This window comes from Rhizobium sp. PEPV16, assembly GCF_008919455.1.
GTDB classification, from domain to species: domain Bacteria; phylum Pseudomonadota; class Alphaproteobacteria; order Rhizobiales; family Rhizobiaceae; genus Rhizobium; species Rhizobium leguminosarum_Q.
Window position 1 is genome coordinate 1 of the sequence record NZ_VSZV01000309.1, and the last position, 24,021, is coordinate 24,021.

The 24,021-nt window shown below is 60.7% G+C and carries 19 protein-coding genes and 1 pseudogene; 12 read left to right on the forward strand and 8 right to left on the reverse strand.

All coding sequences use genetic code 11. The features are described from left to right. From FY112_RS16925 to FY112_RS16950, 6 genes and pseudogenes are all read left to right on the forward strand, one after another. Positions 1-235, forward strand: a pseudogene (locus tag FY112_RS16925) (MarR family transcriptional regulator); the annotation flags it as partial. Positions 236-308: 73 nt separating this feature from the next. Next, positions 309-1,133 carry an ABC transporter ATP-binding protein gene (locus FY112_RS16930; RefSeq protein ID WP_151518912.1) on the forward strand — a complete coding sequence of 275 codons (825 nt, stop codon included), beginning with the start codon at positions 309-311 and terminating at the stop codon, positions 1,131-1,133. Then, the gene (locus tag FY112_RS16935) at positions 1,133-1,975 is read left to right on the forward strand and encodes an ABC transporter permease (RefSeq protein ID WP_151518913.1); all 843 of its coding nucleotides are present in this window, start codon (positions 1,133-1,135) and stop codon (positions 1,973-1,975) included. The genes FY112_RS16930 and FY112_RS16935 overlap by 1 nt, the downstream gene beginning before the upstream one ends. Beyond that, on the forward strand, positions 1,975-3,288 hold the full coding sequence (locus tag FY112_RS16940) for a cytosine deaminase (RefSeq protein ID WP_151518914.1): 1,314 nt from the start codon (positions 1,975-1,977) through the stop codon (positions 3,286-3,288). Before FY112_RS16935 ends, FY112_RS16940 begins: the two co-directional genes overlap by 1 nt. Before the next feature lies 1 nt (position 3,289). Beyond that, the gene (locus FY112_RS16945) at positions 3,290-4,699 is read left to right on the forward strand and encodes an FAD-binding oxidoreductase (RefSeq protein ID WP_151518915.1); all 1,410 of its coding nucleotides are present in this window, start codon (positions 3,290-3,292) and stop codon (positions 4,697-4,699) included. Beyond that, on the forward strand, positions 4,696-5,277 hold the full coding sequence (locus FY112_RS16950; protein WP_017957393.1) for an NAD(P)H-dependent oxidoreductase: 582 nt from the start codon (positions 4,696-4,698) through the stop codon (positions 5,275-5,277). Before FY112_RS16945 ends, FY112_RS16950 begins: the two co-directional genes overlap by 4 nt. A 93-nt stretch (positions 5,278-5,370) precedes the next feature. On the opposite strand, the gene FY112_RS16955 is transcribed toward FY112_RS16950, so the two are convergent. Both FY112_RS16955 and FY112_RS16960 read right to left on the reverse strand, forming a co-directional pair. Further along, positions 5,371-5,760: a RidA family protein gene (locus FY112_RS16955; RefSeq protein ID WP_151518916.1), complete on the reverse strand. Its 390-nt coding sequence runs from the start codon at positions 5,758-5,760 to the stop codon at positions 5,371-5,373. Between the two features lie 266 nt (positions 5,761-6,026). Further along, complete coding sequence (locus FY112_RS16960; RefSeq protein ID WP_151518917.1) at positions 6,027-7,988, reverse strand: elongation factor G; 1,962 nt, start codon at positions 7,986-7,988, stop codon at positions 6,027-6,029. A 393-nt stretch (positions 7,989-8,381) separates the two neighbouring features. Here FY112_RS16960 and FY112_RS16965 point away from each other — a divergent pair, with 393 nt between their 5' ends. Beyond that, complete coding sequence (locus FY112_RS16965) at positions 8,382-9,404, forward strand: class I SAM-dependent methyltransferase (RefSeq protein ID WP_017957390.1); 1,023 nt, start codon at positions 8,382-8,384, stop codon at positions 9,402-9,404. Positions 9,405-9,775: 371 nt separating this feature from the next. On the opposite strand, the gene FY112_RS16970 is transcribed toward FY112_RS16965, so the two are convergent. After that, positions 9,776-11,653 carry a HAMP domain-containing methyl-accepting chemotaxis protein gene (locus tag FY112_RS16970; RefSeq protein WP_131718406.1) on the reverse strand — a complete coding sequence of 626 codons (1,878 nt, stop codon included), beginning with the start codon at positions 11,651-11,653 and terminating at the stop codon, positions 9,776-9,778. A gap of 209 nt (positions 11,654-11,862) precedes the next feature. Here FY112_RS16970 and FY112_RS16975 point away from each other — a divergent pair, with 209 nt between their 5' ends. Further along, positions 11,863-12,582, forward strand: a complete 720-nt coding sequence (locus tag FY112_RS16975; protein ID WP_151518918.1) for a 4'-phosphopantetheinyl transferase superfamily protein — start codon at positions 11,863-11,865, stop codon at positions 12,580-12,582. Here FY112_RS16975 and FY112_RS16980 read toward each other — a convergent pair. Genes FY112_RS16980 through FY112_RS16990 form a run of 3 tightly spaced genes read right to left on the reverse strand, consistent with a single transcriptional unit; the run spans position 12,555 to position 18,134 of the window. Then, positions 12,555-13,907, reverse strand: coding sequence for a SidA/IucD/PvdA family monooxygenase (locus FY112_RS16980; RefSeq protein ID WP_151518919.1), 1,353 nt, complete (start codon positions 13,905-13,907; stop codon positions 12,555-12,557). The two genes, FY112_RS16975 and FY112_RS16980, sit on opposite strands and share 28 nt — an antisense overlap. Further along, positions 13,904-17,896, reverse strand: a complete 3,993-nt coding sequence (locus FY112_RS16985) for a non-ribosomal peptide synthetase (protein ID WP_151518920.1) — start codon at positions 17,894-17,896, stop codon at positions 13,904-13,906. Before FY112_RS16985 ends, FY112_RS16980 begins: the two co-directional genes overlap by 4 nt. A 19-nt stretch (positions 17,897-17,915) precedes the next feature. Then, positions 17,916-18,134, reverse strand: a complete 219-nt coding sequence (locus FY112_RS16990) for an MbtH family NRPS accessory protein (RefSeq protein ID WP_017991742.1) — start codon at positions 18,132-18,134, stop codon at positions 17,916-17,918. Between the two features lie 205 nt (positions 18,135-18,339). Here FY112_RS16990 and FY112_RS16995 point away from each other — a divergent pair, with 205 nt between their 5' ends. Genes FY112_RS16995 through FY112_RS17005 form a run of 3 tightly spaced genes read left to right on the forward strand, consistent with a single transcriptional unit; the run spans position 18,340 to position 21,945 of the window. Next, positions 18,340-19,329: a GNAT family N-acetyltransferase gene (locus tag FY112_RS16995; RefSeq protein ID WP_131643463.1), complete on the forward strand. Its 990-nt coding sequence runs from the start codon at positions 18,340-18,342 to the stop codon at positions 19,327-19,329. Continuing rightward, positions 19,326-20,747, forward strand: coding sequence for an MATE family efflux transporter (locus FY112_RS17000; protein ID WP_151518921.1), 1,422 nt, complete (start codon positions 19,326-19,328; stop codon positions 20,745-20,747). Before FY112_RS16995 ends, FY112_RS17000 begins: the two co-directional genes overlap by 4 nt. Positions 20,748-20,757: 10 nt before the next feature. Next, complete coding sequence (locus FY112_RS17005; RefSeq protein ID WP_151518922.1) at positions 20,758-21,945, forward strand: PLP-dependent transferase; 1,188 nt, start codon at positions 20,758-20,760, stop codon at positions 21,943-21,945. Here the strand turns inward: FY112_RS17005 and FY112_RS17010 are convergent. Further along, the gene (locus FY112_RS17010; RefSeq protein ID WP_151518923.1) at positions 21,836-22,495 is read right to left on the reverse strand and encodes a sigma-70 family RNA polymerase sigma factor; all 660 of its coding nucleotides are present in this window, start codon (positions 22,493-22,495) and stop codon (positions 21,836-21,838) included. The two genes, FY112_RS17005 and FY112_RS17010, sit on opposite strands and share 110 nt — an antisense overlap. 163 nt (positions 22,496-22,658) lie before the next feature. Between FY112_RS17010 and FY112_RS17015 the strand changes: the two genes are divergently transcribed. Further along, on the forward strand, positions 22,659-23,150 hold the full coding sequence (locus FY112_RS17015; RefSeq protein WP_151518924.1) for a GNAT family N-acetyltransferase: 492 nt from the start codon (positions 22,659-22,661) through the stop codon (positions 23,148-23,150). 82 nt (positions 23,151-23,232) lie between these two features. Here the strand turns inward: FY112_RS17015 and fhuF are convergent, their stop codons facing one another. Continuing rightward, on the reverse strand, positions 23,233-24,021 hold the full coding sequence (gene fhuF, locus FY112_RS17020) for a siderophore-iron reductase FhuF (protein ID WP_151518925.1): 789 nt from the start codon (positions 24,019-24,021) through the stop codon (positions 23,233-23,235).

The following is a 24,021-nucleotide window of genomic DNA, read 5'->3' on the forward strand; positions in this document are numbered from 1 at the left end:
TCCTGAAATAACGGACGGCCAGATCGCCTATTCGATCGCCAAGATGAAGGAATACGGCATCATCGAATCCGGCGATAGCCTCGACAAGGGCATCGGCTGCATCACCGACGCCCATTACAAGAAGTTCTTCGACGAGATGGCCGCCATCAAGGTATTCAAGGCCGACACCGATTACACCAAGGCCTTCACGACGAAGTTCGTCTGCAAGGGCGCCGGAATGGCGCTGAAGAAGTAGGCCGACCGACAGCTCTCCTGGTCCGCCATTGAGGACGTGGCGGGCCGTATCCTCCCGCATGAACGAGACAGCAATGCTCCCAGCAGAAGCCCAGGCGGTATCCCCGAAAGAGACGCGCAAGCGGCCGCTTGTTATCATGCAGTCGGTCTCGAAGGTCTTTTCCAGCGGCACTGTCGCCCTTTCGAACATGTCGCTCACCGTCGAAAGCGGCGAGTTCGTCAGCCTGCTCGGCCCTTCCGGCTGCGGCAAGTCGACGGCGCTGCGCATCATTGCCGGTCTCGGCGATGTCACCTCGGGAACGATCGACTGGCCGAGTTCGCGCATCAATTCCAGAGGTCTGCCGGAGGGCGATATCGGCTTCGTCTTCCAGGAGCCGACGTTGATGCCCTGGAAGAACGTGTTCGACAATGTCCATCTGCCGCTGAGGTTGAGGCGCGTTTCGAAGGCAGCCGCGCATGATCAGATCATGCAAGTGCTGACCACCGTCGGCCTTCAGGATTTTGCCAAGGCCTATCCGCGCGAACTTTCCGGCGGCATGAAGATGCGCGTCTCGATCGCCCGTGCGCTGGTGACGAAGCCGAAGCTGCTGCTGATGGACGAGCCTTTCGCCGCGCTCGATGAAATCACCCGCCAGAAGCTCAACGACGACGTGCTGCGGCTGTGGAAGGCGACCGGCATTACGGTGATTTTCGTGACGCATTCGGTCTTCGAGTCCGCCTATCTCTCGAACCGCATCGTCGTGATGAAGGCAAGGCCCGGGCGCGTGCATGCCGACGTCCCGCTGATCACCAGCCTCGGACGCGACGCGCACTACCGCACCTCGGAAGAGTACCGCAGGGCCTGCGAAACGGTGTCGCATTCGTTGATCGGGGCGATAAATTCGGCAGGGGATCATTGATGGGTGACGAAACAGACACATCGCCGCTGCTGGTTAAGGGTACCGCAAGCGCAAAGCGCCGCGATCTTGCACTGCGCATCGCCGTCCCCTTCCTCGTCATCGCCTTGTTGATCCTCGTCTGGTACGCCTATGTGAAACTGTCCGGCGTGCCGCCCTATATCCTGCCAGGACCGGCCGCTGTGGCAAACGCCTTCGTGACGGATTGGGGTACGCTTGCTCCTGCCCTCTGGGTCACCACCAAGATAACCTTCATGTCGCTGATGCTGGCGCTTGTCGGCGGCGTCGCCTTTGCGATCTTTCTCGTGCAGTCGCGCTGGATCGAGCTTGCCTTCTATCCCCTTGCCGTCATCCTGCAGGTAACGCCGATCGTCGCCATCTCGCCGCTGATCCTGATCTATGCGCCGTCGACGCAGATGGCGCTGCTGATCTGCGCCTTCCTCGTCGCCTTTTTCCCGATCCTTTCGAATATGGTCCAGGGGCTGAAGAGCGTCGACCACAATCTGATCAACCTCTTCGAACTCTACGGCGCCTCGCGCTGGCAGACGCTGCTCTTTCTCAAACTGCCCGCCGCCCAACCCTATTTCATGACCGGCCTGAGGATCGGTGGTGGCCTTGCGCTGATCGCCGCTGTCGTCGCGGAATTTGCCGCAGGCTCGGCAGGCGCGGGCTCCGGCCTCGCCTTCCGGCTTCTCGAAGCACAGTATCGGCTGAATATCCCGCGTCTCTTTGCAGCCTTGTTGATGCTCTCCCTTCTTGGTGTAGCGATCTTCGCTATCACCTCTTTCATTTCCTGGCTGAGCCTGCACCGTTGGCATGAGAGCAGCCTGAAACGGGAAAACTGATGACCTATTCCTTCATCTCCCCGCCGAATGCGGCCCGCTTCGTGCTGAGCAATGCGACAGTGCCTGCCGTCACCCTCGAGCATGTCGACGCGCCGGTCACTGAAGGGCTGGCTACGGTCGATATCGTCATCAGCGACGGCATGATTGCTGCCATCCGGCCGGCCGGCGCCGCACCCGCCGATTATGCCAGGACCGATCTCAGGGACGGCATGGTCTGGCCGTGCTTTGCCGATATCCATACCCATCTCGACAAGGGCCATATCTGGCCGCGCCAGGCCAATCCCGACGGCAGCTTCATGGGTGCGCTCGATGCCGTCAGGGCCGACCGGGAAGCCAACTGGTCGAACGCAGACGTTAAACGTCGTATGGAATTCTCGCTCCGTTCCGCCTATGCCCATGGCACCAGCCTGATCCGCACGCACCTGGATTCGCTTGCGCCCCAGCATCGCATCTCCTTCGAGGTCTTTGCCGAAATCCGGGATGCCTGGAAGGACAGGATCGCACTGCAGGCGGTCGCCCTCTTCCCGCTGGATGCCATGGCAGACAGCGCCTTCTTTGCCGATCTCGTCACAACAATCCGACAGGCCGGCGGTCTGCTTGGCGGCGTCACCCGGATGGGGCCGGAGCTTGTCTGGCAGCTCGACACGCTCTTCAGGACTGCCGCAGAGCATGGCCTGGATGTCGATCTGCATGTCGACGAGACGGATGATCACGGCGCCGAGACGCTGAAGGCGATCGCCGAAGCCGTGTTGCGCAACGGGTTCGAGGGCAAGGTGACCGCCGGCCACTGCTGCTCGCTCGCCCGCCAGGGCGAAGACACCGCCGCGCGCACCGTCGAATTGGTCGCCAAGGCAGGTATCGCGGTCATCGCGCTGCCGATGTGCAACATGTATCTGCAGGATCGCTATCCCGGCCGCACCCCGCGCTGGCGCGGCGTCACCCTGTTCAAGGAATTGGCCGCCGCCGGTGTCGCGACCGCGGTCGCCTCCGACAATACCCGCGACCCCTTCTATGCCTATGGCGATCTCGATCCGGTGGAGGTCTTCCGCGAGGCCGTGCGGATCCTGCATCTCGACCACCCGCTCGATACCGCCGCCCGTGTCGTCACCACCTCGCCCGCCGCCATCGTCGGACGGCCGGACAAGGGCCGTATCGCCGCCGGCGAGCCCGCCGATCTCGTGCTCTTCAGTGCGCGGCGCTGGAGTGAATTCCTTTCCCGTCCGCAGTCTGACCGCGTCGTGCTTCGCCGCGGCAAGGTGATCGACCGCAGCCTGCCGGATTACCGTGAACTCGATAGCGTCGTTGGAGCCTGACATGACCGATTATCAGAAGATCAAAAAGGAGCTCGAAGGTATCGCCGTCGAGGACAATCCGGCGCTGGTTCGCCAGAAGAGCCGGGATTTCTATTGGTACTCGCCGATCCTGAAGGCGCAGCTCGACAATGTTTCCGCCGATCTCGTCGTCACGCCGAAGACCGAGGAAGAGGTCATCCGGACGCTGAAGGTCGCCTATGCCCATGGCGTGCCGGTCACGCCGCGCGGCGCCGGCACCGGCAATTACGGCCAGGCCATGCCGCTTTCCGGCGGCATCGTGCTCAACCTTGCGGCGATGGACAAGATCAAGGAGATCCATCCCGGCCGCGTCGTCTGCGAACCCGGCATCGTGCTTGCCCAGCTCGACAAGCAGACCAAGGCCCATTCCGGCCAGGAGCTGCGCTTCCACCCCTCCACCGCCCAGACGGCGACGGTCGGCGGCTTCATCGCCGGCGGCTCGGGCGGCGTCGGCTCGATCACCTGGGGCGGCTTGCGCGACCTCGGAAACATCCTGCGCCTGCGCGTCGTCACCATGGAAGCCGAACCGCGCGTGCTCGACCTCACCGGATGGGATCTCCAGAAGGTGAGCCACGCTTACGGCACCAACGGCATCATCACCGAGATCGAGATGCCGCTTGCGCCTGCCTATGACTGGGTCGATGTCCTGGTTGGCTACGACGATTTCATGGATGCCGTGCGCTTTTCAGATGCGCTGGCGAAATGCAACGGCATCCTCGTCAAGGAGATCGCGCCGATCGCCGCTCCCATTCCTTACGACTATTTCACCCGCCACAAGCCCTACATCCGTCAGGGCCAGTCGATCGTCGTGCTGATGATCGCGCCGCACTCCCTGGATGCCTTTCTGGCTTTCACGGCGACACAGAAGGGCGAGATCATGTTCCGCTCCGACAAGGTAGAAAGCATGCGCGGCATCCCGCATGCCTACGAGCTTGCCTGGAACCACACGACATTGCGTGCGCTGAAGGTCGACCCGAGCTTCACCTATCTGCAGGTGCAATATCCGGGACCGGATCATGTCGCCAAGGTTCGGAAGATGGTGGAGATCTTTGGTGACGAAGTGCCGGGGCATCTCGAATTCATCAAATTCGACGGCCAGATCCAGTGCTCCGGCCTGCCGCTGGTGCGCTATACCACCGAAGAGCGGCTGGAGGAGATCATCAAGATCCACCAGGATAATGGATGCCCGATCTTCAACCCACACCGCTATACGCTGGAGGAAGGCGGCATGAAGCGGACTGATGCGGTGCAGCTCGCCTTCAAGCAGGAAACCGATCCGAAGGGCCTGCTCAATCCCGGCAAGATGATTGCGTGGGAAAATCCTGATTTCGATTTCAACGCCGGTAAGAACTATCTCTTCCCCGGCCTGGCGGCCCTGATGGAGGCTTCATGAGGGTTCTCGTCCTCCACTCTCACCCGGTCGAGGAAAGTTACGGCAAGGCGCTTTACCGGCAGACCGTCGAGAGCCTCCGCAAGGCCGGGCATATGGTGGATGGCTGCGACCTCTATGAAGAGCAGTTCGATCCGGTGCTCTCGTGCCACGACCGGCTCGTCTATCACGATTATCCGGAAAATCTGAAGCTGGTGGAACCCCATGTCGACCGGCTCAAAGCCGCCGAGGGGCTGGTGATCTGCACCCCGATCTGGAACTTCGGCTTTCCGGCGATCCTGAAGGGATATTTCGACCGAGTCTGGCTGCCGGGCGTTTCCTTCGAGCTGGTCAACGGCAAGGTGGAATCGCGGTTGCGCCACATCCGCAAGCTGGCAGCCGTCCTGACTTATGGCGCAACGCCCTTCCGGGCGTTTGCCGCCGGCAACCCGCCGAAGAAAATCGTCAAGCGCGTGCTGCGGGCGCAGATCAATCCGTTGAGGCCGGTGACGTTCCTCGCCCATTACGACATGAACAATTGCACACCGGAAACGCGGGCAAAATTTCTCGCCCGCGTCGGAGACGCGATGGAGCGATTCTAGGCAATTCCAGCAAAACTGTGCCGCGCTTTTGCCGGGAATTGCGTGAAAATAGGAGGTAGAGCATCTCCGTGCTTCGAAGAAAACGGAAATGCTCTACAAGAATTTCGCGGCCGTCACCTCGACCTCGACCAGGAACTCAGGGCGCGTAAAGCCGCCGATGACGAGCAAGGTGGAAACAGGCTTCGGATCGAGCGTATAGCGATCCCGTACAGCCATATAGGCCGGGAAATCCTCGCGGCGGGTGACAAACCCCGAAATGCGGATCACATCGGCAAAACTCATCTCAGCTTCTTCGAGAATCGCCTTAATCGCTTCGAAGCAGAGTTCCGCCTGAGCAGTGATATCGCTCGGAACAGCATCATCGAGACCGATACCAAGCTGGCCCGACGTGACGAGAAGCGATGCCCCGGGCGGCACGAGCAGGCCGTGATTGTAATTTCCAAAAGGCCGGCGCACCGAAGGCGGATTGAAGGTCTTCTTCATCGATCTGAAAATTTCCTCAGGGCTGCAGATATTGAGAATATGGCTGCGTCCATAATGTTTTGCGACAAAAAGCAGGACGATCGCCTTGAAGGGAATCGAACCTGGGATCCATTTCATCGAATCGGCTAACTGATCAAGTACCCAGCACACCATCCCCGAAGCAAGCCCAACCGCAGGCCTGTGCTACTACAACTGCAAAGGTTCCAGGCACGCAAGGGCGGGCGTGAGCCCGGCTCTGTGAACGAGCATGAAGTGGCGCGAACGTTTCAGTGTGCGGTGCCTGGTTTCTCTTTTGCCCTCACAATGGCGTCTGCTTCCTTGCCGTATAGTTCCTCGAAGTGATCGAAGGTCTTGGAAAAATAACCAATGCCCTGCGTCGCCGAGCGCAACGCCCGCGCCAGATCGTTAAGTGCGCCACCCGGAACGAGCGCCCGGAAAATGTCCCATCCCTTGGCGGTTTCATCACGGTCGAAACCGAGAACCTGACCGTTGAGAGCGGAGACGATCTGGACAAGGCTGCCTGAAAAGACCGACGGGATGTGGAACTCGCAGCGAAAGACCGGCTGCATCAACACGGTCGATCCTTCGGAAAGCGCCTGGCGCACCCCCATTTTCGACGCAGTCCGGAAGGCGTGTTCCGAACTGTCGACGGTATGGTGCTGACCATCTAACAGCGTTACGCCGACATCGATGACTTCGAAGCCTAGCGGCCCTTTCTCCATCGCTTCGCGCGCGCCCGCTTCGACGGCGGGGATGTAATTGCGCGGAACGGCTCCGCCCTTGATGGTTTCGCCAAAGGTGAAGCCCTGGCCGCGCTCGTTGGGGTGAATGCTCAACTTCACATCCGCGAATTGCCCGGCACCGCCGGTCTGTTTGCGATGGCGGTAATGAACCTCCGATGGTTTCGCGATCGTCTCGCGGTAGATTGGGCTGGGCGTTCGGTCGGTCACGGAGATATGAAAGACATCGGACATCGTTCGGCAGAGATCACGCAGATGTACCGGCCCCTGGGCGCGGACGAGTTGAGCGCCCGTGCCTTCCTCCTGCAAGACTTCCAGACCGCGATCCGTCTCGGAAAGTTTCGCCAGCGTCTCGGAAAGTTTGTTTTCATCGCGCTCGCTGCCTGGAATTAGGATCCTTTCAAGCATCGGCGTGGGTGGTTCCGTCCACCAAGGCGGGGCGACCACCGCGCCGGAGGTCAACAGCGAAGGGACGGGCAGGTGGTCGGACTTGACCGTCGCGAAGACATCCCCCGGCGCAGGCAGAACCGCCGAATTGGACCGCCCGTTTGCGAGATTTTGTACGGCGCCGAGGCTGGAGCCGCCCAGTGTTGCGCCTTGCCGCAGTCCCTCGCCAAGTGCGCGCACGAGCACCGTTTTGCCGACATTCTGGCGATGATAGGCATGGAAGCTCAAGGCCACCAGCTTGCCTTCATCGACAGTTCCCGTATGAGCGAGACGCTGCCGAAGAACCCCTACCGGCGGCGCCTCGTGGCGCAGCGCCTTCATCAGCCTCGTCATCCCGTTGCCGTGAATTGCAGCACCGATCAGGACCGGGATAATTCTGTTTTCCCTTAGAACCCGTGATGAAATGGCATAGAGCGCGTCGCTGGGTGGCTCGCGGTCCTCGATCAGTTCCTCGAGAAGCCAGTCATCAAATTCGGACAGGTGCTCCAGGAGCTCGGTGCGCGCTTCGTGCTCGCGTTCGGCAGTGCTTTCGGGGATTTCGATCAGCGCCGAAGTCTGGCCTTCCCGGTATCGCCACGCCCGTTCCGAAATCAGATCGCAACTGCCAATGACCCTGTCCCCCTCGCGGATCGGGATCTGGCGAAGCAAAAGGGTGTGGTTGGCGTAGTCTTGAAGCGCGGCGATCACGTCCCTCAACCGCCCTCGCGGTTCGTCCATCCGGTTGACGAAGAGGATGCAGGGCGTCCCCGAGGCTTCGATTATCCGCAGATAGGGCGCGGCGAGCACAGCCTCCGCGGGTGCCGATGAAACACACAGTATGCAGGCGTCGCTGGCAAGAAGCGCGTGCTGCGCATGCGCCAACGCTTCGTTGGGTCCTGGCGCATCCAGTGCACACCACGCCTCGTTTCCGAAGGTGAATTCTGTGAGGTTCAATCCATAAGGGGAGCTGGATTTTCTCGGCGTCCCCTCCAGGGAGCCGAGCCTTTCCACGACTGTCGATTTTCCGGTCTGCGAGGGTCCAAGCACGGTGAAGCAGCGCATCGGCCTTCCTCCAACTGCCATAAACACAAATTTCAGCCATCATAGGATGCCCTGAACTGCTGCAAGGCGCCAGAGGTGTTCAGTGTCATAACGCTTGATCTGGACTTGCATTTGAGGCTGATCCGTTCAGGTGCAGAGAACGCATTGACGAATTTGCGATATCGACGTCTATGCGCGACGAACCACTGCCATTGTTTGCAGCCGCGGCCGAACGGGCGATCGCCGCGCAGCAGGAGCCTGAACCTCAGCCTCGCCGGTCTGCAACGCCTGCCCATAGTGTCGGCGGGCACCCGATAGGGTTAGCGCGGTAAGTATTGTAGAATATGCGGATATGCGCATAATTTCCGCGGCTGCCGCTGCTAGGTAAGATTGATCGAGGGCTCTGGAGATCCCATGGAAACAATCGTCGAAGACGCCGGAGTTGGCGTAGTGTCGCCCGAACTCCTAGTCGATGCACTGTTTGCGTGCCGAAAGACGGCGGCGATAAGGGCGGCCATCGAGCTTGATCTCTTTACTCATATAAACGAGGGCAAGACGGCAGCATCGCTGGCGTCGGCAACAAGCACCTCGGAGCGTGGGGTGCGCATCCTGTGCGACTACCTTGTGGTCCATGGTTTCCTGACAAAGGAGAGCGGACAGTACCGAATGACGCCCTCGACCAGAATGTTCCTCGATCGCAATTCGCCGGCCTATATGGGCGCGGCCGTCGAGTTCACGGCCGCACCGGAAATACTGGATAATTTTCTGCGCGATCCGGCCGCCGTCGTGCGAAACGGCGGTTCGGCCGGGCTTGCCAACGTGTCGGCAGACAACCCCGTCTGGTTGAAGTTTGCGCGCGGCATGGGCTCCTTTACCGGGCTCAGCGCCAAAATGCTGGCTGGCGAAATCTCCGGCTGGCCGAGGCCTCCCAATAAGGTTTTGGACATCGCTGCAGGTCCAGGCGTTTTCGGGATCGAAATTGCGAAGGCCTTTCCAACGGCGGAGATCGTCGCCGTCGACTGGGCCGCAGTGTTGGAGCTGTCGAGGCAGAATGCGGAAAAAGCCGGCGTGGCTGACCGGTACCGGACGATAGCCGGCAGTGCTTTCGATGTTGAGTGGGGCACGGGTTATGACCTTGTCCTGCTTCCGAATTTTCTGCACCACTTCGATTTGCCGACATGTGCCCAACTGTTACGAAAGATCATCGCCAGCCTTGCAGAGCATGGTCGGATCGTCGCGGTCGATTTCGTGCCGAACGAAGATGGCGTGTCGCCGCCTTTTCCCGCAGCGTTCTCCTGGGAGATGCTCGCCAGCACGCCGGCTGGCCAGGCTTATACGCAAAGTGAGTTGACTGAGATGGCAAGACTTGCCGGTCTTGCCGGCGTCACGGTCAAATCGATGCCGCCAACTCCGGCAAGCATTATTCTCTTTGAATAGCCGGTCGGCCGTCGTCTGCGTCGCCTACCTGACACCTGTCGAGTCGCTTTCTAGATTGCTCATTTTTGCTCTGTCCGCGCTGCTTGCGACGGCTGTGAATGCCGCGGAGGACGAAGCCCTGCCACGATGGATTCGACTCCCCTCCCCTGCGTGTAGTTCTACGCGATGGCTGGTTTTGTTCACACAAAAGAAGGCGAAAGCTCGCGACCACCAGGACAAAACAGATCCAGGCCCACATACTGGATCCACGCAGCAATCTGAAACCAACCTGCCGGGATTGAAATCGCTGTCTGGCCAGTGCTCAAAGAACGAACGCGACTGGAACCGCCGGCAGGGTTGTCTCGTGTATCTGATCTGACGTCAGCGGCGCGTCATCTTTGCATCACGCGCCGCTGAGCGACCAAGTGGATTGGGCTGTTGCCTTCAAAGGCCCGTCCGCTGCGCTGCCCGCCCGCCGCGCTTTTGTCGCCGTCCAATTGAAACTGGTTGACCAGATCCCGCAGGCGGCCTGCCTCGGAGGACAATGAAGCAACGGCAGCTGTCGACTGCTCGACCATCGCTGCATTTTGCTGGGTCGCCTGGTCCATCTGATTGACGGCCGTGTTGATCTCGGCAAGTCCGGTTGACTGCTCGCGCGCCGATGTGGCAATCGCATCCATGAGTTGGTTGATCTGGACCACGTGCTCACCGATCGACTTCAGCGAGGTTCCCGTTTCAAGAACCAGTTTCACGCCATTTTCCACCTCAGTTGATGACTTTTGAATAAAGCCTTTGATTTCCTTGGCCGCTTGAGCGGCACGCTGGGCAAGCTCACGGACTTCCTGGGCGACGACTGCAAAACCCTTGCCCGCCTCACCGGCACGAGCAGCCTCAACGCCGGCATTCAGCGCCAGCAGGTTCGTCTGAAAGGCGATTTCATCAATTGCACCGATGATGTTCGAAATCTGCTGTGAACTGTCCTCGATGCGTCGCATGGCCTGTTCCGCCTGAGAGACGACATTTGCCGACCGCTGGGCACTGATATCGGCTTCTTTGGCCACGTTGCGCGCCTCGTCGGTGCGTTTGGTCGCCATCGTCACATTCGACGTGATCTCTTCCAGGGCTGCGGCCGTTTCCTCGAGAGAGGCGGCTTGTTGTTCGGTGCGCTTGGAAAGATCCTGCGCGGCAGATGCAATCTCACCAGTGCCATTATCGATGCTGTATACCGTCTGGAGGACTGCGCCGATCGTCGCGCCCAATTGCCGGAGCGAAGCGTTGAAGTCTTCGCGCAAGGCTTCGTATTCGGCCGCAAATTGCTCCGAAAGCTGGAAGGATATGTCGCCTGATGCAAGCCGCCGGAGACCTTCGCCCAATGTCGTGGTCGCGAAGCGCAGTTGTTCCGCCTCGCGTTCGGCGCGCTGCTGGGCTGCGGCGCGCGCTGCTTCGCTCTCGCTGCGGGATTCGGCGGCTTCCTTCTCGAGCCTGACGACGTTGAGGGCGTTATGACGGAAGATTTCAACCGCCCCGGCCATTTCGCCGACTTCGTCGGCGCGACCGGCATAGGGAATATCGCTGTCAAGATCGCCATCGGACAAGCGCCTCATGGCGGAGGCGATGCTTCGGATTGGGCTGGCGATGCCCGAAATGGCAAAGACGATGCCGGCCACAGCAAGAAGCACGGCCAACGCTGCGATCGTGGCCGTCAGCATGAAAGCCGATTGTGCGGAAGCACCGCTCGCGGCCACAAAGCCTTCGGCCTGGCTGAGAATAAAAGCGGCCAGATCTGCCACCGCCTTGTTCACCAGCTCGGCTTGTGGATCCATATTTTCCTTGAAGAAACGGATTGCTTCAGGCGTCTTTCCGTCATTTTCAAACGCGATCATCTGCTCTGCCAGCGCGCGATATTTGGCGAGTTCCGGCTTGATCTGATTAATCAGTTCGCGCCCCCGCTCGGTGCGGACGCCTTTTTCGTATTCGGTGACAACCTTCTCGAGTGCGGCAGCGGCGGCATCGATTCTTTGCTGCCCGACATTCCGCTCTTCCGCTGTATCCTCAAGGAGGTAATGGGCATAGACCAATTTCAGGTCGAGGAAGTCATCCTTGATCTCGCGAGCCGTCACAAGCCGCTGCATCCAGAAGGTGCCGATCTGCTCAGTATTGCCGCGAAGCGTCGAAATCGTGCTCAGCGAGACATAGGACAGGCCAACCAGGAACAGGCTGATGATCGAAAGCTTTAAGATCAGGGCTTGCTTGATACTCGGGCGCTTCATGCGGGTCTCCTCGGAGGTAGCTGGGACGACCGGCGTGCCGGCTGCTGTAAGATCTCGCACCAGATTCCATAATTTAGTATTAACTAAAAAATGTTCCGGCCTCATTTGCGAAGATCTTCTGAGTTGACCAATACTTCCGCGATCAATTAAACGCGTTACGACCCTGAGTTCTTGAAAATTCAGGGAGATAGCAGCTACGGCGAGCGAAAATGCACCAACCTGAAAACCAACCTGCCGGCATTGAAATCGCGCTCTGGCAGTATTCCAAGCACGAAGGCGACTGGAACCGATGGATGCAGTCGCTTTCACCGGATGAACGGGAGCGCGCCGCGACCTACCTGTTTGACCGGGATCGGGCCTCTTTCGTTGCCGGCCGGTATCTCTTGCGGCGGCTGTTGAGCATGGAAACTGGGACGCCACCGGCCAAGCTTCTGTTGTCCCCGGACAACCACGGTAAGCTGAGGCTTGAGGGGCATGAAAGGCCGCAATTCAGCCTCGCCAATGCCGACGGGCTTGTGGCGGCCGCTGTCGCTTCTGGATGCGATCACTTGGGAATAGACTGCGAACGCGCCGATATCGAGATCGAAGCGGCGGCAGTGGATAGCTATTGCAGTGCAGACGAACGGCGCTGGCTCGCGGAATTGCCTGCGTCCGAACGCAGGCGCGCGGCGGTCGCACTCTGGACGCTCAAGGAGAGCCATCTGAAGGCACTCGGCGTCGGGCTGCGCGAGGATCCCCGCAACGTCGCCTTTTCCTGGAAGGATGGTATCCCCGTCATGGTCGATGGCAGCGACCGTGATCGGCGATGGCATCACCGTCTGGTCGAAAGCAGCAGCCAGCACGTCGTTGCGCTGGCTGTTTGCTGTCAATCCGGGTTCCCCGGCATTTCGACACGTCTGTTTCAGGACGACATCATGCCGTCCGAATAGCCGGTTCGGAGCTGATGAGGCATTGCGGAAGCGTCCTCCGTCGCCCAGGCGAGTTGCCCGTTGTCGGGTTCCGCATCGAAGTGCTGCCGGCCGAGAAGCGTATTGACGATCATTGCGCTGCGCCAGGCCATGAGGCTGAGCTGAGAGTCGGCGATACCGTGCGAGTACCGCCCCGCATTCTGCGCAAACAGCCGGTTGGTCCGCGGACCCGCCCACTGCACCGTGTAATCGTCATTGAGGATGGGATAGCCGTTTCTGTCGAGCGTTATCCTGTCGCCCAGCGAGCCGAGAGCCTCCGGCAACCGGAACCGGTATCCGGTTGCCAGAACCACCGCATCCGCATGAAGCACCTCGATTCCGCCGTCGAATTGGTTCCTGACGATGAGCCGATAGGCATTGCCGTTCCTTTCCATCTGGATCACATCGCGGTTTGGCGCCAGGGATGCGTTGAGCGTGCTCGGTTCGAGATAACGCAACGCATAGAGGCGGCGATAGATCGAATGAATCGTCGAAATCGACAAGCCGTCGCTGGTCAGGATCGAGTTCCTCAACGCGGCCTGCTTCTGCTCGCTGCTAAGCTTCAGATAGGCCTGCACGTATTCCGGTGAGAAGACCTGGTTTGAAAACGGAGTGTCGTTGATCGGCTCGAAATTGTGACGCCGGCTGATCCATGTCAGCTCCTTCATGGAACCGGGATCGGCAAGCAGGGCTTCGACGACCTCGCCGCCGCTTTGACCGCCGCCGACCACGACGATGCGGGCGGCGCCGAGATCGCTGAGACGCGACTTGGCCTCGCTGTTGTGAAAGCAATCGGCACCCAGGAACGGTTTTGCCCAGTCTGGCACGAAGGGCGACGACCCCGTGCCGATCACCAGGTTTCGCGCCTCCTCCTGACCGTTGTCGAACCGCAGGAAGAACCGGTCGTCGCGGTGCTCGACGTCGCGGATCTCCGTTCCAAAGCGCAGGCCGTCCACGCCGTTGGCGACCCAGGCGAGATAGCGCGCGAACTCCTGCCGGGGAACGGCCTCATAATTGGCGTTCAGGAAGGCGTAGAGCCTCTTATGCGCCACCAGATAGGAGACGAATGACCAGCGGCTGGTCGGCAGGACCGGCGTGACGAGGTCCTTCAAAAAGGACGATTGCAGCTCGACACCGGGCATCATCATGCCGGGATGCCAGTCGAACGTTGGGCGCCGCTCGAAGAAGCGGCTCCTGATCTCGGGCACCGACTCAAAGAGGCAAGCGAGGCTCAGATTGGAGGGGCCGATGCCGATGCCGGCAATATCCAGCGGCTCGGTATCCCGGCGGGCAAAAGCGACGGTCATGCGATATCCTTCTCTGTTTCCTTGAGACGCAGGGCAAGCCTTGAGTGGAAGGCGGGAGACCCGATCATATGCAGATGGTTGGTGCCGGTGATGATTTCGGCCGCATGCGCCCGCGGCGACAGGCGGCGCCAATCGATCAGGTTGAGGCCGCGGTTGAGGCTGTCGTCGGCAGCCCAGGGATAGATCGGCACATCGTGAGGAACCAGCCGATGCTTGCGGAAGATCAGGGCATTGTCGATCAGCACCCAGAAGGTATGCTCCCGGCTGCTGATATCAGGCCCGTCGTTCGGAAGCGGGTCCTTCTCGTCGCCGACGAAACGCAGGAATTGATCGTAAGTATCGGCGTCCATCGTCGACAGCAGCCGATCCCATTCGGGACGCATCGCCGTTCTTCCAAGCCACGCCTGCACATCTCGATGAAGCTCATCGCGCTCGCCGGGCCTGAACCTCGGCTTTGCGCCGATCGCGAATTCCGATCCGAGGTCGCAAACGTCGACCATCGCTATCATCCTGACGTCGACCTTGTCACCAAGGGCGCGGGCAGCCTCATAGGCCAGAAGACCGCCCCACGACCAGCCGAGGAAATAGCAGGGTGCTCCCTGACTATGTGTCCTGATATGGTCGACATAGCTCTCGATGATGTCTTCGATCGGAGCGCCAACCTCCTTCTTCTCGGAAAGCGAGTGGCAAATGAAGCCGGTCGCCGGCTGATCTGCCCCGAGATAGTCGACGAGTTTGACATATTCGCGGGTGCTTACTAGCAAGCCCGGGAAGCAATAAAGCCGCGGCTTGGCGCCGGAAGCGCGCAGCACGATCACCTCCGACTGATCCCGTTGGTCCCCGAGCTCCATCACGCCCGCAAAGGAGCGTATGGTCGGATTGTTGAAGATATCGGCGACGGTGAGCGGGGTTTTCGGCCGGCGCTGCCGCAGCTGCGAAAGGATGCGGATCGCGCCCAGCGAACTGCCGCCGATCGCGAAGAAATTGTCCTCGACGCTGATTGCTTCCAGCTTGAGAACCTGCCGCCAGACATCCAGCACCTCTTCTTCGAGCGCGGTCGCCGGCTCGACGATTGTGCGTTTGACCGGTTGTGGCGCTGGCAGCGCAAATCGATCGAGCTTGCTGTTCGGATTGGTCGGCATTTTCTCCAGTTCGACCACGGCAGCCGGCACCATGTAGGATGGCAGGCTGCGTTCGAGGCCGGCGCGGATCGTCTCGACGTCCAACCTCTCGTCTTTCTTGGGAACGACATAGGCAACGAGCGCCTTGTCGCCGCCGGCATCGTTATCGCGCAGGACGACCAGGGCTTCGCCGACGCCGGGTTGCTGGAGGAGAGCCGCTTCGATCTCGCCGAGCTCGATCCGGTAACCGCGCAGCTTCACCTGATGGTCGACACGACCGACGAATTCGACGGTTCCGTCATCACGCCAACGCGTCAGATCGCCGGAGCGATAAAGTCGGCCGCCATCGCTCGAGAACGGATCGGGGATGAAGCGATCCGCCGTCGTGTCCGGCTTGCCGAGATAGCCGCGTGCGATGCCTTCGCCGCCGATATAGAGCTCGCCGGTCACGCCGATCGGGCACGGATTGAGATCGGGATCGAGCACATAGACGCGCCTTAACCCGACAGCGCGGCCGAGCGGAGCATAGACCCCCTGGAATTTCGTGCCGGCCCTCACCTTCCAGACCATCGGCGTCATGATGGTTTCGGTCGGCCCGTAGCCGTTAATCAGCCATTCCGATTTCAGCGCCCGCGACAGAAGATCGAAGGTCGGCTGCGCCAGCCCCTCGCCGCCGAAGGAGTAAAGCCGCATTGGGGGCGCGCCGTCGGTTATGTCGGCCCATTCCGCCAGTTGCTGCAGATAGGTGGTCGGAATGCTCGCATTGTTGGCGCCGTGCTTGCGCATGGCCGTCAATGTCTCTTCCGGTGTCCACAGCGGCTGGTCGGGAAGAATGATGCTGCCCCCCTCCATCAGCGGGTTCATCCACCGCTCATGGCCGCCATCCGAACTGAAGGGCAGGAACGGCAGCTCGCGGGATTCGGAGCTCATGCCGTAGACACGCGAGGTGTTTTGCAGATGGTGCGTCAGCGGCCCGTGCTCGACGGCCACGCCCTTCGGCAATCCCGTCGATCCGGAGGTGTACATGACATAGGCGAGCTGATCCTTGTGAGTGGGAATATCAAGCGGCGTATCCGGCTCGCCGTCGAGGTCGATCTTGTCGAGTTCGAAGATAATGGTGTCGAGTTCTTCCGGCAGCCGATGGCGAAGCCAGCTATGGGTCAGAACGATCTTGACGCCGCCGTCGCGCAGAATGTGATGGTTGCGGACCGGTGGATGGTCGGGCTCGACCGGGATATAGGCGCCGCCCGCCTTCAGCGTCGCGAGGATCCCGACGATGGCCTCCGGCGATCGCTTGATGAAGATGGCGACCGTCACCTCGGCGCGAACACCCAGATGCCGCAACCGATGTGCGAGGCGGTTGGTGCTGGCTTCCAGCCAGCCATGGCTCCATTCCTCGTCGCCGTAGACGATCGCCGTCTTCTCCGGCGTCTGGCGCGAATGGGCCGATATCAGTTCGTGGACCGGCCTGTCGTCGTTGACGACCTCGTCTTCGTAGGGTGCCGACAACTGGTCGAGTTCGTCGCTCCCCACGAGTTCGATGTCCTTGATCCGCACATTCGGCTGTGCAACGATCTGCTCGAGCACAAGGGTGAAATGCCGGGAGACACGGGCAATCAGCGCGGTGTCATAGAGATCCTGTGCATAATCGATCAGCCCGGATGCGGTCCCATCCAGGCCCGCCTCGATCACCAGGGATAACTCGCTGTCGGCGCGCGCGCCCAGCGGCTCCAGATTGGTTGCGTGCCTGGGGACCGGATACGGCTCCCGGAATTCGAACAGGGCCTTGACCACGGCTTCCTGGGCAGCGGCTTCGTCGACGACCAGTTCCTGCGTGATGCGCTCCAGCGGAACGAGCCGGGCAAGCCCCTCCTCGGTTGCCGATGAGATCGCTGCGATGACATCGTCGAGAGAGCTTCTTGATGTCAGCGACAGGATGAGGGGAAGGACCTGTTCGGCACGGCCGCGGTTCGCAAGGTGTTCCTTCTCCGGCCGCGCGACCAGGAGCCCGGTCAGCAAAGCATAATTGCCGCTGTAACGTGCCAGCAGCGCGCAAAAAGCGGCATGAAGCACGCGCTCGACCTGATATCTCTTTTGCTTCGCATGCCGACCGATCTTTGCCCAGAGATCGGGCTCGATCGAAAATCGATGCTGCGCGCGCGCCACACCTGCCAGGCCGCCGCTGTTGAAGCGGGTTGGAAAGGTCGATGCCGAATAGTCGAGACCGATCGTGTTTCGCCAATAGGAGAGCGATTCCTGCGCCTGCTCCGCCTGCAGCCATTCAGCCTCCCGCGTTCCGGCCGAGATTTCGGCCGGCTGTGTGTCGTCGGAGGGTGCGCCGTCGAGAATTCGCGTCAGGGAGCCGGCGAGAATAGACTTCTCGCGATCGTCCGAGATCACAGGATGAAGCACGATCGTCAGAAGCGACTGCCCATCGGCAAGCAAGATAATCCGAACACGCGCCGGTGGACCAGCAAGAAGATCGAAGCGCCTGTCGCGGAAGGCTTTCTGGGCGGCCAACGCATCCGGCTCCGCAAGAGCAGCGCCTTCGCCGACAATCTCGATCGGTACCGCGTTCAATGCGCCGCGGTACTGTTCGACGCGGCCGCCCGCCAGCCGGCGGAAGCGGGTGGCAAGCGACGGATGTTGCGCCACGAGCGTCCGGCAGGCGCCGGCAATCGTCTTGACGTCGACTGCCGGGCTCAATCGCAGCGAAATGACCTGGTCGGGAAACACCGTGCCGTTGCCGATCTGCTCCAGAGACCAGATACGCTTCTGCGCGATCGTCAGCGGGAAGCTCTCGAAGACCGCGTCCGTTGCGACATCGGTCGGGTAGGCATCTGCGAAGTTTGTGATCTGTTTGTTCATCCGTGCCATCCAGCCGTTTTCAGAGACGCGCATCGCCGGCGATTGCCGAGCGCAAAGAGAGGGGGCGCGGATCCGCCCAGACGTCAGCAATATGCGCCAGGCATTGCTGGCGTGAACCGGCAAAGCCCGCCGGCTCCCAGCCCAGGGGAATCCGCTTGTCTTGTGGCCAGACCGAGTAGCGACGCTCGGTGTCGATGACGGCGATCCAGAGATCGTCGTGAGGTTCAAGATTATCCATTCGCAGCTCCTGCGGTGATGATGGTCATGCGCAAGTGACGGATCCGGCAGGCTGCAGTTTAGAAAATTGATGAGAATTTTTTTCTTCGCTTACCCCTAAACCCAGCGGGAGATGGATCGTCATTCTACTAAATCGGCGCAAGAGCACGCTTCATGCTCAGAGCGCCAAAAGCCCGACCGGTCCTCGACCGGCCAAGGAGAACATCATGGATTTCGACGCCGTCAAACAGAGGCGCTCTCTGCAGTCGCGCAGCTACGTCAGCCTCGCCCCCAATCTCATCCACCTCAAGACCGCTTACGGCCACCACGAAGCCGCATTCGAGGTCGAGGCCGGCATCGCGTCGGTGACCTTCTACCATGGTGATCCGGTGCAATCGGCAGAGCTTCTCATGGCGGCGGCCGAAGCCGTGACGGCAGAAGATCGCTCGATCACCTCAGTCGTCTTCGAAGGGCATCAGGCAAGCCTCCCACCGCATATTGCGGCCCCGGACGGAAGGCTCGATTCGGCGATCTTGTGGCAATGGCCTTCACTATGGCTGCCGCAGCTCTCCTATCCGCTGCCGCCCGTGCAGGAGATGACCGCGGGCCGCTATCATCCGCGCCGACCCGCAAAGCCGAAGGGCACGATCTACAGGCGTTTCATCCCCTGGCTGGAACGGGAAATCACCTTCACGGTGGCCGATCCGGAGACCGATCTTGCAGCATTTCATCGCTGGATGAACGACGAACAGGTCAACACGATCTGGGAGGATGCGGGTTCGATCGACAAGCACCGGGAGATCCTGGAAGAGAGGATCGCCGATCCGCATGTCCTGCCGCTGATCGGCAGTTTCGCCGACATCCCCTTCGGCTATTTCGAAGTCTATTGGGCCAAGGAGAACCGGCTCGGTCCCTTTTACGACGCCGACGACTATGATCGCGGATGGCATGTCGCGATCGGCGAGCCCGATTATCGCGGCAAGAAATGGATCAGCGCATGGCTTCCCTCGCTGATGCATTTCATCTTCCTCGACGATCCGCGCACGAAACGCATCGTCGGCGAGCCGCGCGCCAGTCACGAGCAGCAGATCCGCAACCTCGACCGTTCCGGTTTTGCCAAGGTCAAGCATTTTGATTTTCCGCACAAGCGGGCGCTCCTGGTGATGCTCGGCCGCGAGCGTTTCTTCGGCGATCGTCTGTGGGTGCCTGCGTCATGAACGACATGAGCGACGTCAGCGGCAGCTTCCGGAAACGGCAGCGTCTCGCACCGGAAGACCTTGCCAGTCCTGAGCTTTTCAGGCTGCTGCTTCGGCTTGGACTGCCGGCCATGTTCGGCCTGTCGATCAACGCCGCCCATCACACGATCAACATGATCTTCGTCGGAATGATCGGTGAAGACCAGATCGCGGCGATCATGATCGTCCTGCCGATCCTCATGCTCGTCGCCGCCTTCGGCGAAGGGATCGGCGTCGGTGTTGCAACGGAGGTCGGACGCACGCTCGGAGCCGGCAACCGATCCCGGGCCGGCGCCATTGCCTCGATCAGTCTTGCTGCCGGCGTCGTTTTCGGCGCAGCAAGTGCCATCGCAATCATCGCATTTCCAGATTTGCTGCTGTTCGGCGCCACGCCTGCCCTTCAGCCGCTTGCGCAGCATTATCTGATGATCATTGCGGTCTCGGTGCCGCTGACGATGGCGCAAATCATTCTCGATTTCCTGGCGATCGCAGAGGGCAATGCCCGCTTCAGCATGTGGACGCTGGTCGCCTGCTTTGCGCTGAACATGATCCTCGACCCGATCATGATCTTTGGCTTCGGCCTCGGCCTGCAGGGCGTTGCAATCGCAACCATCCTGTCCCAGCTCGTCGCGCTTTGCATCTATGCTGCTTATCATGCCAGGCGACTTGGGACGGTCCGGCTGTCGTTTGGCTGGCGGTGGGGAGATATCGGCTATCTCAAACCTGTGCTTGCTGTGGGCGCGCCGACGACGCTGACCAGTCTCGCAACCGCTGGCGCGATTGCGGCCGTGGTATCGCTCGCCGGCACCTATCACGGAGAAGCCGGCATCGCCGGCGTCGGGATTGCCTTGCGGCTGCTTGCGGTCGGAACCCTCCCCGTCATCGGCATTTCACTCGGGGCCCAGTCGATCCTGAGCTTTGCCTGGGGTCGAGGCGATACAGCCCGGATGCTGTCGGCAGCCCGCATCCTCACAGTGGTCACGACTGCCGTGGGTGGCGCCTATGGGCTGGCCGCGCTCGTTTTCTCCGAAGAACTTGCCTCGTTCTTCACCGACAATGCGGTGGTGATCGGGATCGCAGGGCAAGCGATCATCGCGACCCATCTTCCGCTTCTGCTGTTCGGCCTGCGGCAAACGGTGCTGATCCTCTTCCAGGCCCAGGGCAGACCGAAAGCGGCGGTTGCCATCGGTCTGGCGCAGAATGGCTATCTTCTCTTTCCGCTGCTTGCTCTTCTGCCGCCGTTCTTCGGCTTTTCAGGCTTGCTGGCAGCAATATTCCTGGCCTCTGCTTTGACCGGGCTGCTGTCGGCCGTCTGCCTGGCGAGGACGCTCAGCGCGCTCCGGCAGCGCTCTGCCGACCATCTGACCTCCATCCATCCATATCCCAGCTTTTGTCCATGAGAGGATGACCATGAACCAGTCGATCAACCCGCACGACCTTGGCGCCCATGCGGTCGCTGACGATCTCTTTACGCCTGTCGATCCGGCGGCATTCAACGCCGTGTCTCCGCCGATCTTCCAGACGTCGCTCTTCACTTACGACAGTTACGAGGCGATGGAGGATGTCTTTGCCGGACGCACGCGCAACTACATCTATTCGCGCGGCGACAATCCGACGGTCCGCGAATTCGAACTCCTGGTCGCCCGCCTCGAGGGTGCCGAGGATGGACGTGCTTTCTCCAGCGGAACGGCTGCCATCACATCGACAATTCTCAGCCTTGTTGAGGCAGGCGACCGGGTCGTTGCGGTCCGCCATCTCTACAACGATGTCTACCGCCTTCTGGTGAAGCTGCTTGCCAGGCTCGGCGTCGCGGTGGATTTCGTCGATCCCGCCGACCACGACGAGGTCCGCAAGGCGCTATCGGGCGCCAAGCTGCTCTACCTTGAAAACCCCACATCCTTCGTCTTCGAGCTTCAGGACATTGCGGCGCTGTCGGCCATGGCAAAGGAGGCTGGCGTCACGACTATCATCGACAATTCCTGGGCAACGCCGCTCTTTCAGAAGCCGATCCAGCATGGCGTCGATATCGTCATTCACGCCGCCTCGAAATATCTCGGCGGTCACAGCGATACGGTCGCCGGCGTCGTCGTCGGCTCGAAGGAATCCATTGCCAGGATCAATGCGACATCCTACCCCTATGTCGGTGCCAAACTGTCACCGTTCGAGGCCTGGCTGCTGCTGCGCGGCATGCGCACGCTGCGTGTCCGTCTCAAGGAGCATGAGCGCAGCGGGCTTTTGCTGGCCGGGCGGCTGAAGGAGCATTCTGCGATCGGACGCGTTCGTCACCCGGCGTTTCAGGAGCACCCCGGGCGGGCGACGTTGACGGGTTATGCCGGGCTGTTTGCCTTCGACCTCAATCCCGATATCGATGTCGCACGTTTTGTGAATAGCCTTCGCGACATCCGTCTCGGTGTCAGCTGGGGGGGACCAGAAACGCTGGTGGTCCCCGCCAAGGTCGCGCTGCAGATCCCCGACCGGATGACCTCCTTCATCCGGTTCGGCGTGAGCGAGCAGACGGTTCGTTTCGCCGTTGGCCTGGAAGAGCCGGAACGGCTGTGGAGCGATTTGCAGCAGGCGCTGCACGCGGCGAAACGCTAGGCTCCTGCCGGTGTGCATGATCGGGGCGGAACGCAGGTTCGGCGATCGCCAGATGGCAATGTTCCTCCGCCGCCTTGATCATGAAGTTGACGAGCGTCCTTGAGACGCCGAGTTCGGCTGCAATATCCTTCTGCGGCACGCCGTTGAGGCGATGGCGAATGAAGGCATCGTTGGTTCGCTTCGGCAGCGCCTCGAGCGAGGCAAGCACATTGCGCAGGGTCTCGGCAGCGACGAGCTGGTCGAGCACGGTGGGGACGGGAGCCGTGATCTCCTGAATCTGGTCTATCGACCTATGGTTGTTCATATTCTGGCGTCGCCGCCGGCTCTCGTCGAGTGCGAGATTATAGACCATGCGGAAGGCGTAGCCGATCGGGCAACGAATGTCGTCGGTTTTGACCCCATAGGCTTTGATGACTCCATCCTGAAAGATGTCCTCGGAATATGACTTTGATTTGACAACGCTTTCAATCGTTTTAAGGAGCTTGTCCTTGTTTTCGATCATGGCGTTGACCACGGCATTTCCGTTCACATCACGATGCAATGTGTGCATTGTCCTGTACCCTTTTTACAAATGGAAAATCAGGCTCTGTCGTTGCTGGCCGGTTCGGTCTCAGGCTCCTCTTTTGAGCAGAAGTACACGATTTGATTGCAGTGTCTATTTTAAGGTGATAACAGGAGTCAAGTTTAAATCGACCGATCGGAGGCGAGAAAAAATGGGAAAAGCAGTTGAGATCCTGACCGGCAAGGCAGAGCTCTGCCGATCGATCATGGGGGCTTTGCCGGACTGGTTTTCAGAACATGAGGTCATCGAAGCGAGCGCCCTGGCGATCGAAGACCTGCCGGTGTTCGGCTATGTCGAAGCGGATGTCGTGACCGCGTTGATGGCCTTGAAGCCGCACCCGCCCGGCGCCGTCGAGATCGCGCTGATTGCGACACGACCCGAACATCACGGTCGCGGCGCCGGACGCCATCTCATCGATGCGGCCGAACGTTTCGGACATGAATCGGGTGCCCGGCTGCTGACGGTCAAGACGCTCGCCCCGCGCGGCCTCGACGAACCCCAGTTCGAGGCGACGCGGCGCTTCTATGACCGGAACGGCTTTGTGCGGGCGGAGATCTTTGCAAAGCTCTGGCACGAGGACCATCCATGCCTGTTCATGGTCAAGCCACTCGCCGGTGCTCAGGCAGGCGAGACTGCGCTTTGAGACGACGGGACTTTCTGCTTGGCGCGCATTGGCAATAACTGGCGCGCAGGGCACCGTCTCTGCGCGCGGTGGACGATAGGAGCTAGTGGCGCCCCTCCGGCAGCGGGCAGGCTTCGCCGCAGCCGCCGACGCCCGGCAGGTTATAACGCAGGCAGCAGACTTTCCGGCGCACGAATTCGAGCCCGCATTGCTGGCGCGCAATGCGGATCATGCCGAACATCGGGTTGCGCCCGCCGCCCGGCCATTGAGCTTCTTCCAGCAGCGCCAGGCCGCCTTCGACGAGGACGGGCTCATGGCGATGAGCGATCTCCTTCAGAATCCAGGAGAGATAGGCCGCGACATTGTTCCAGAGAAGCTTCGGCGCAACGCCGGCGTTGGCGGCAATCGCCGCGACCAGAGGCTCGGCGTGGCCGCGCATCAGCCGGTGAAGCTCGCCGGCCGGGTCACTCGTCGCCTCGGGCCTGCCGGACATCACGAATGCTTCCGGTTCGCCTGTCTGCTCGTTGCAGACGAGCGATAGGCGGTCGATCTCCAACGGCAGCCCGATGCGGTGCACGAACATGTGGACGCTGGGTGCGATGGTCAGCATGCTGAAATAGTAGAGCGTCCACATGGAGACGATCGCACGACGGTCGCTGCCCGAATATTTTTGCGCATATCGGTCAACGATCTCGTCGAAGATCGCTCGGTCGCAAAGATCCCTGCAGGGAATGACGGTGCCGGTCGGCGGGAGAGCGCTGAGCAGCTTGCCGCGGCAATAGGAGAACGGGCCGTCGCCCACCAGGGCGTCTAAATCGACGGCCTGATGAGCGACGGGGTGTTCAGCGATCAACGTCGCGGGCTGGAGCGCTCCATTCGTCTCCGCCGCCAT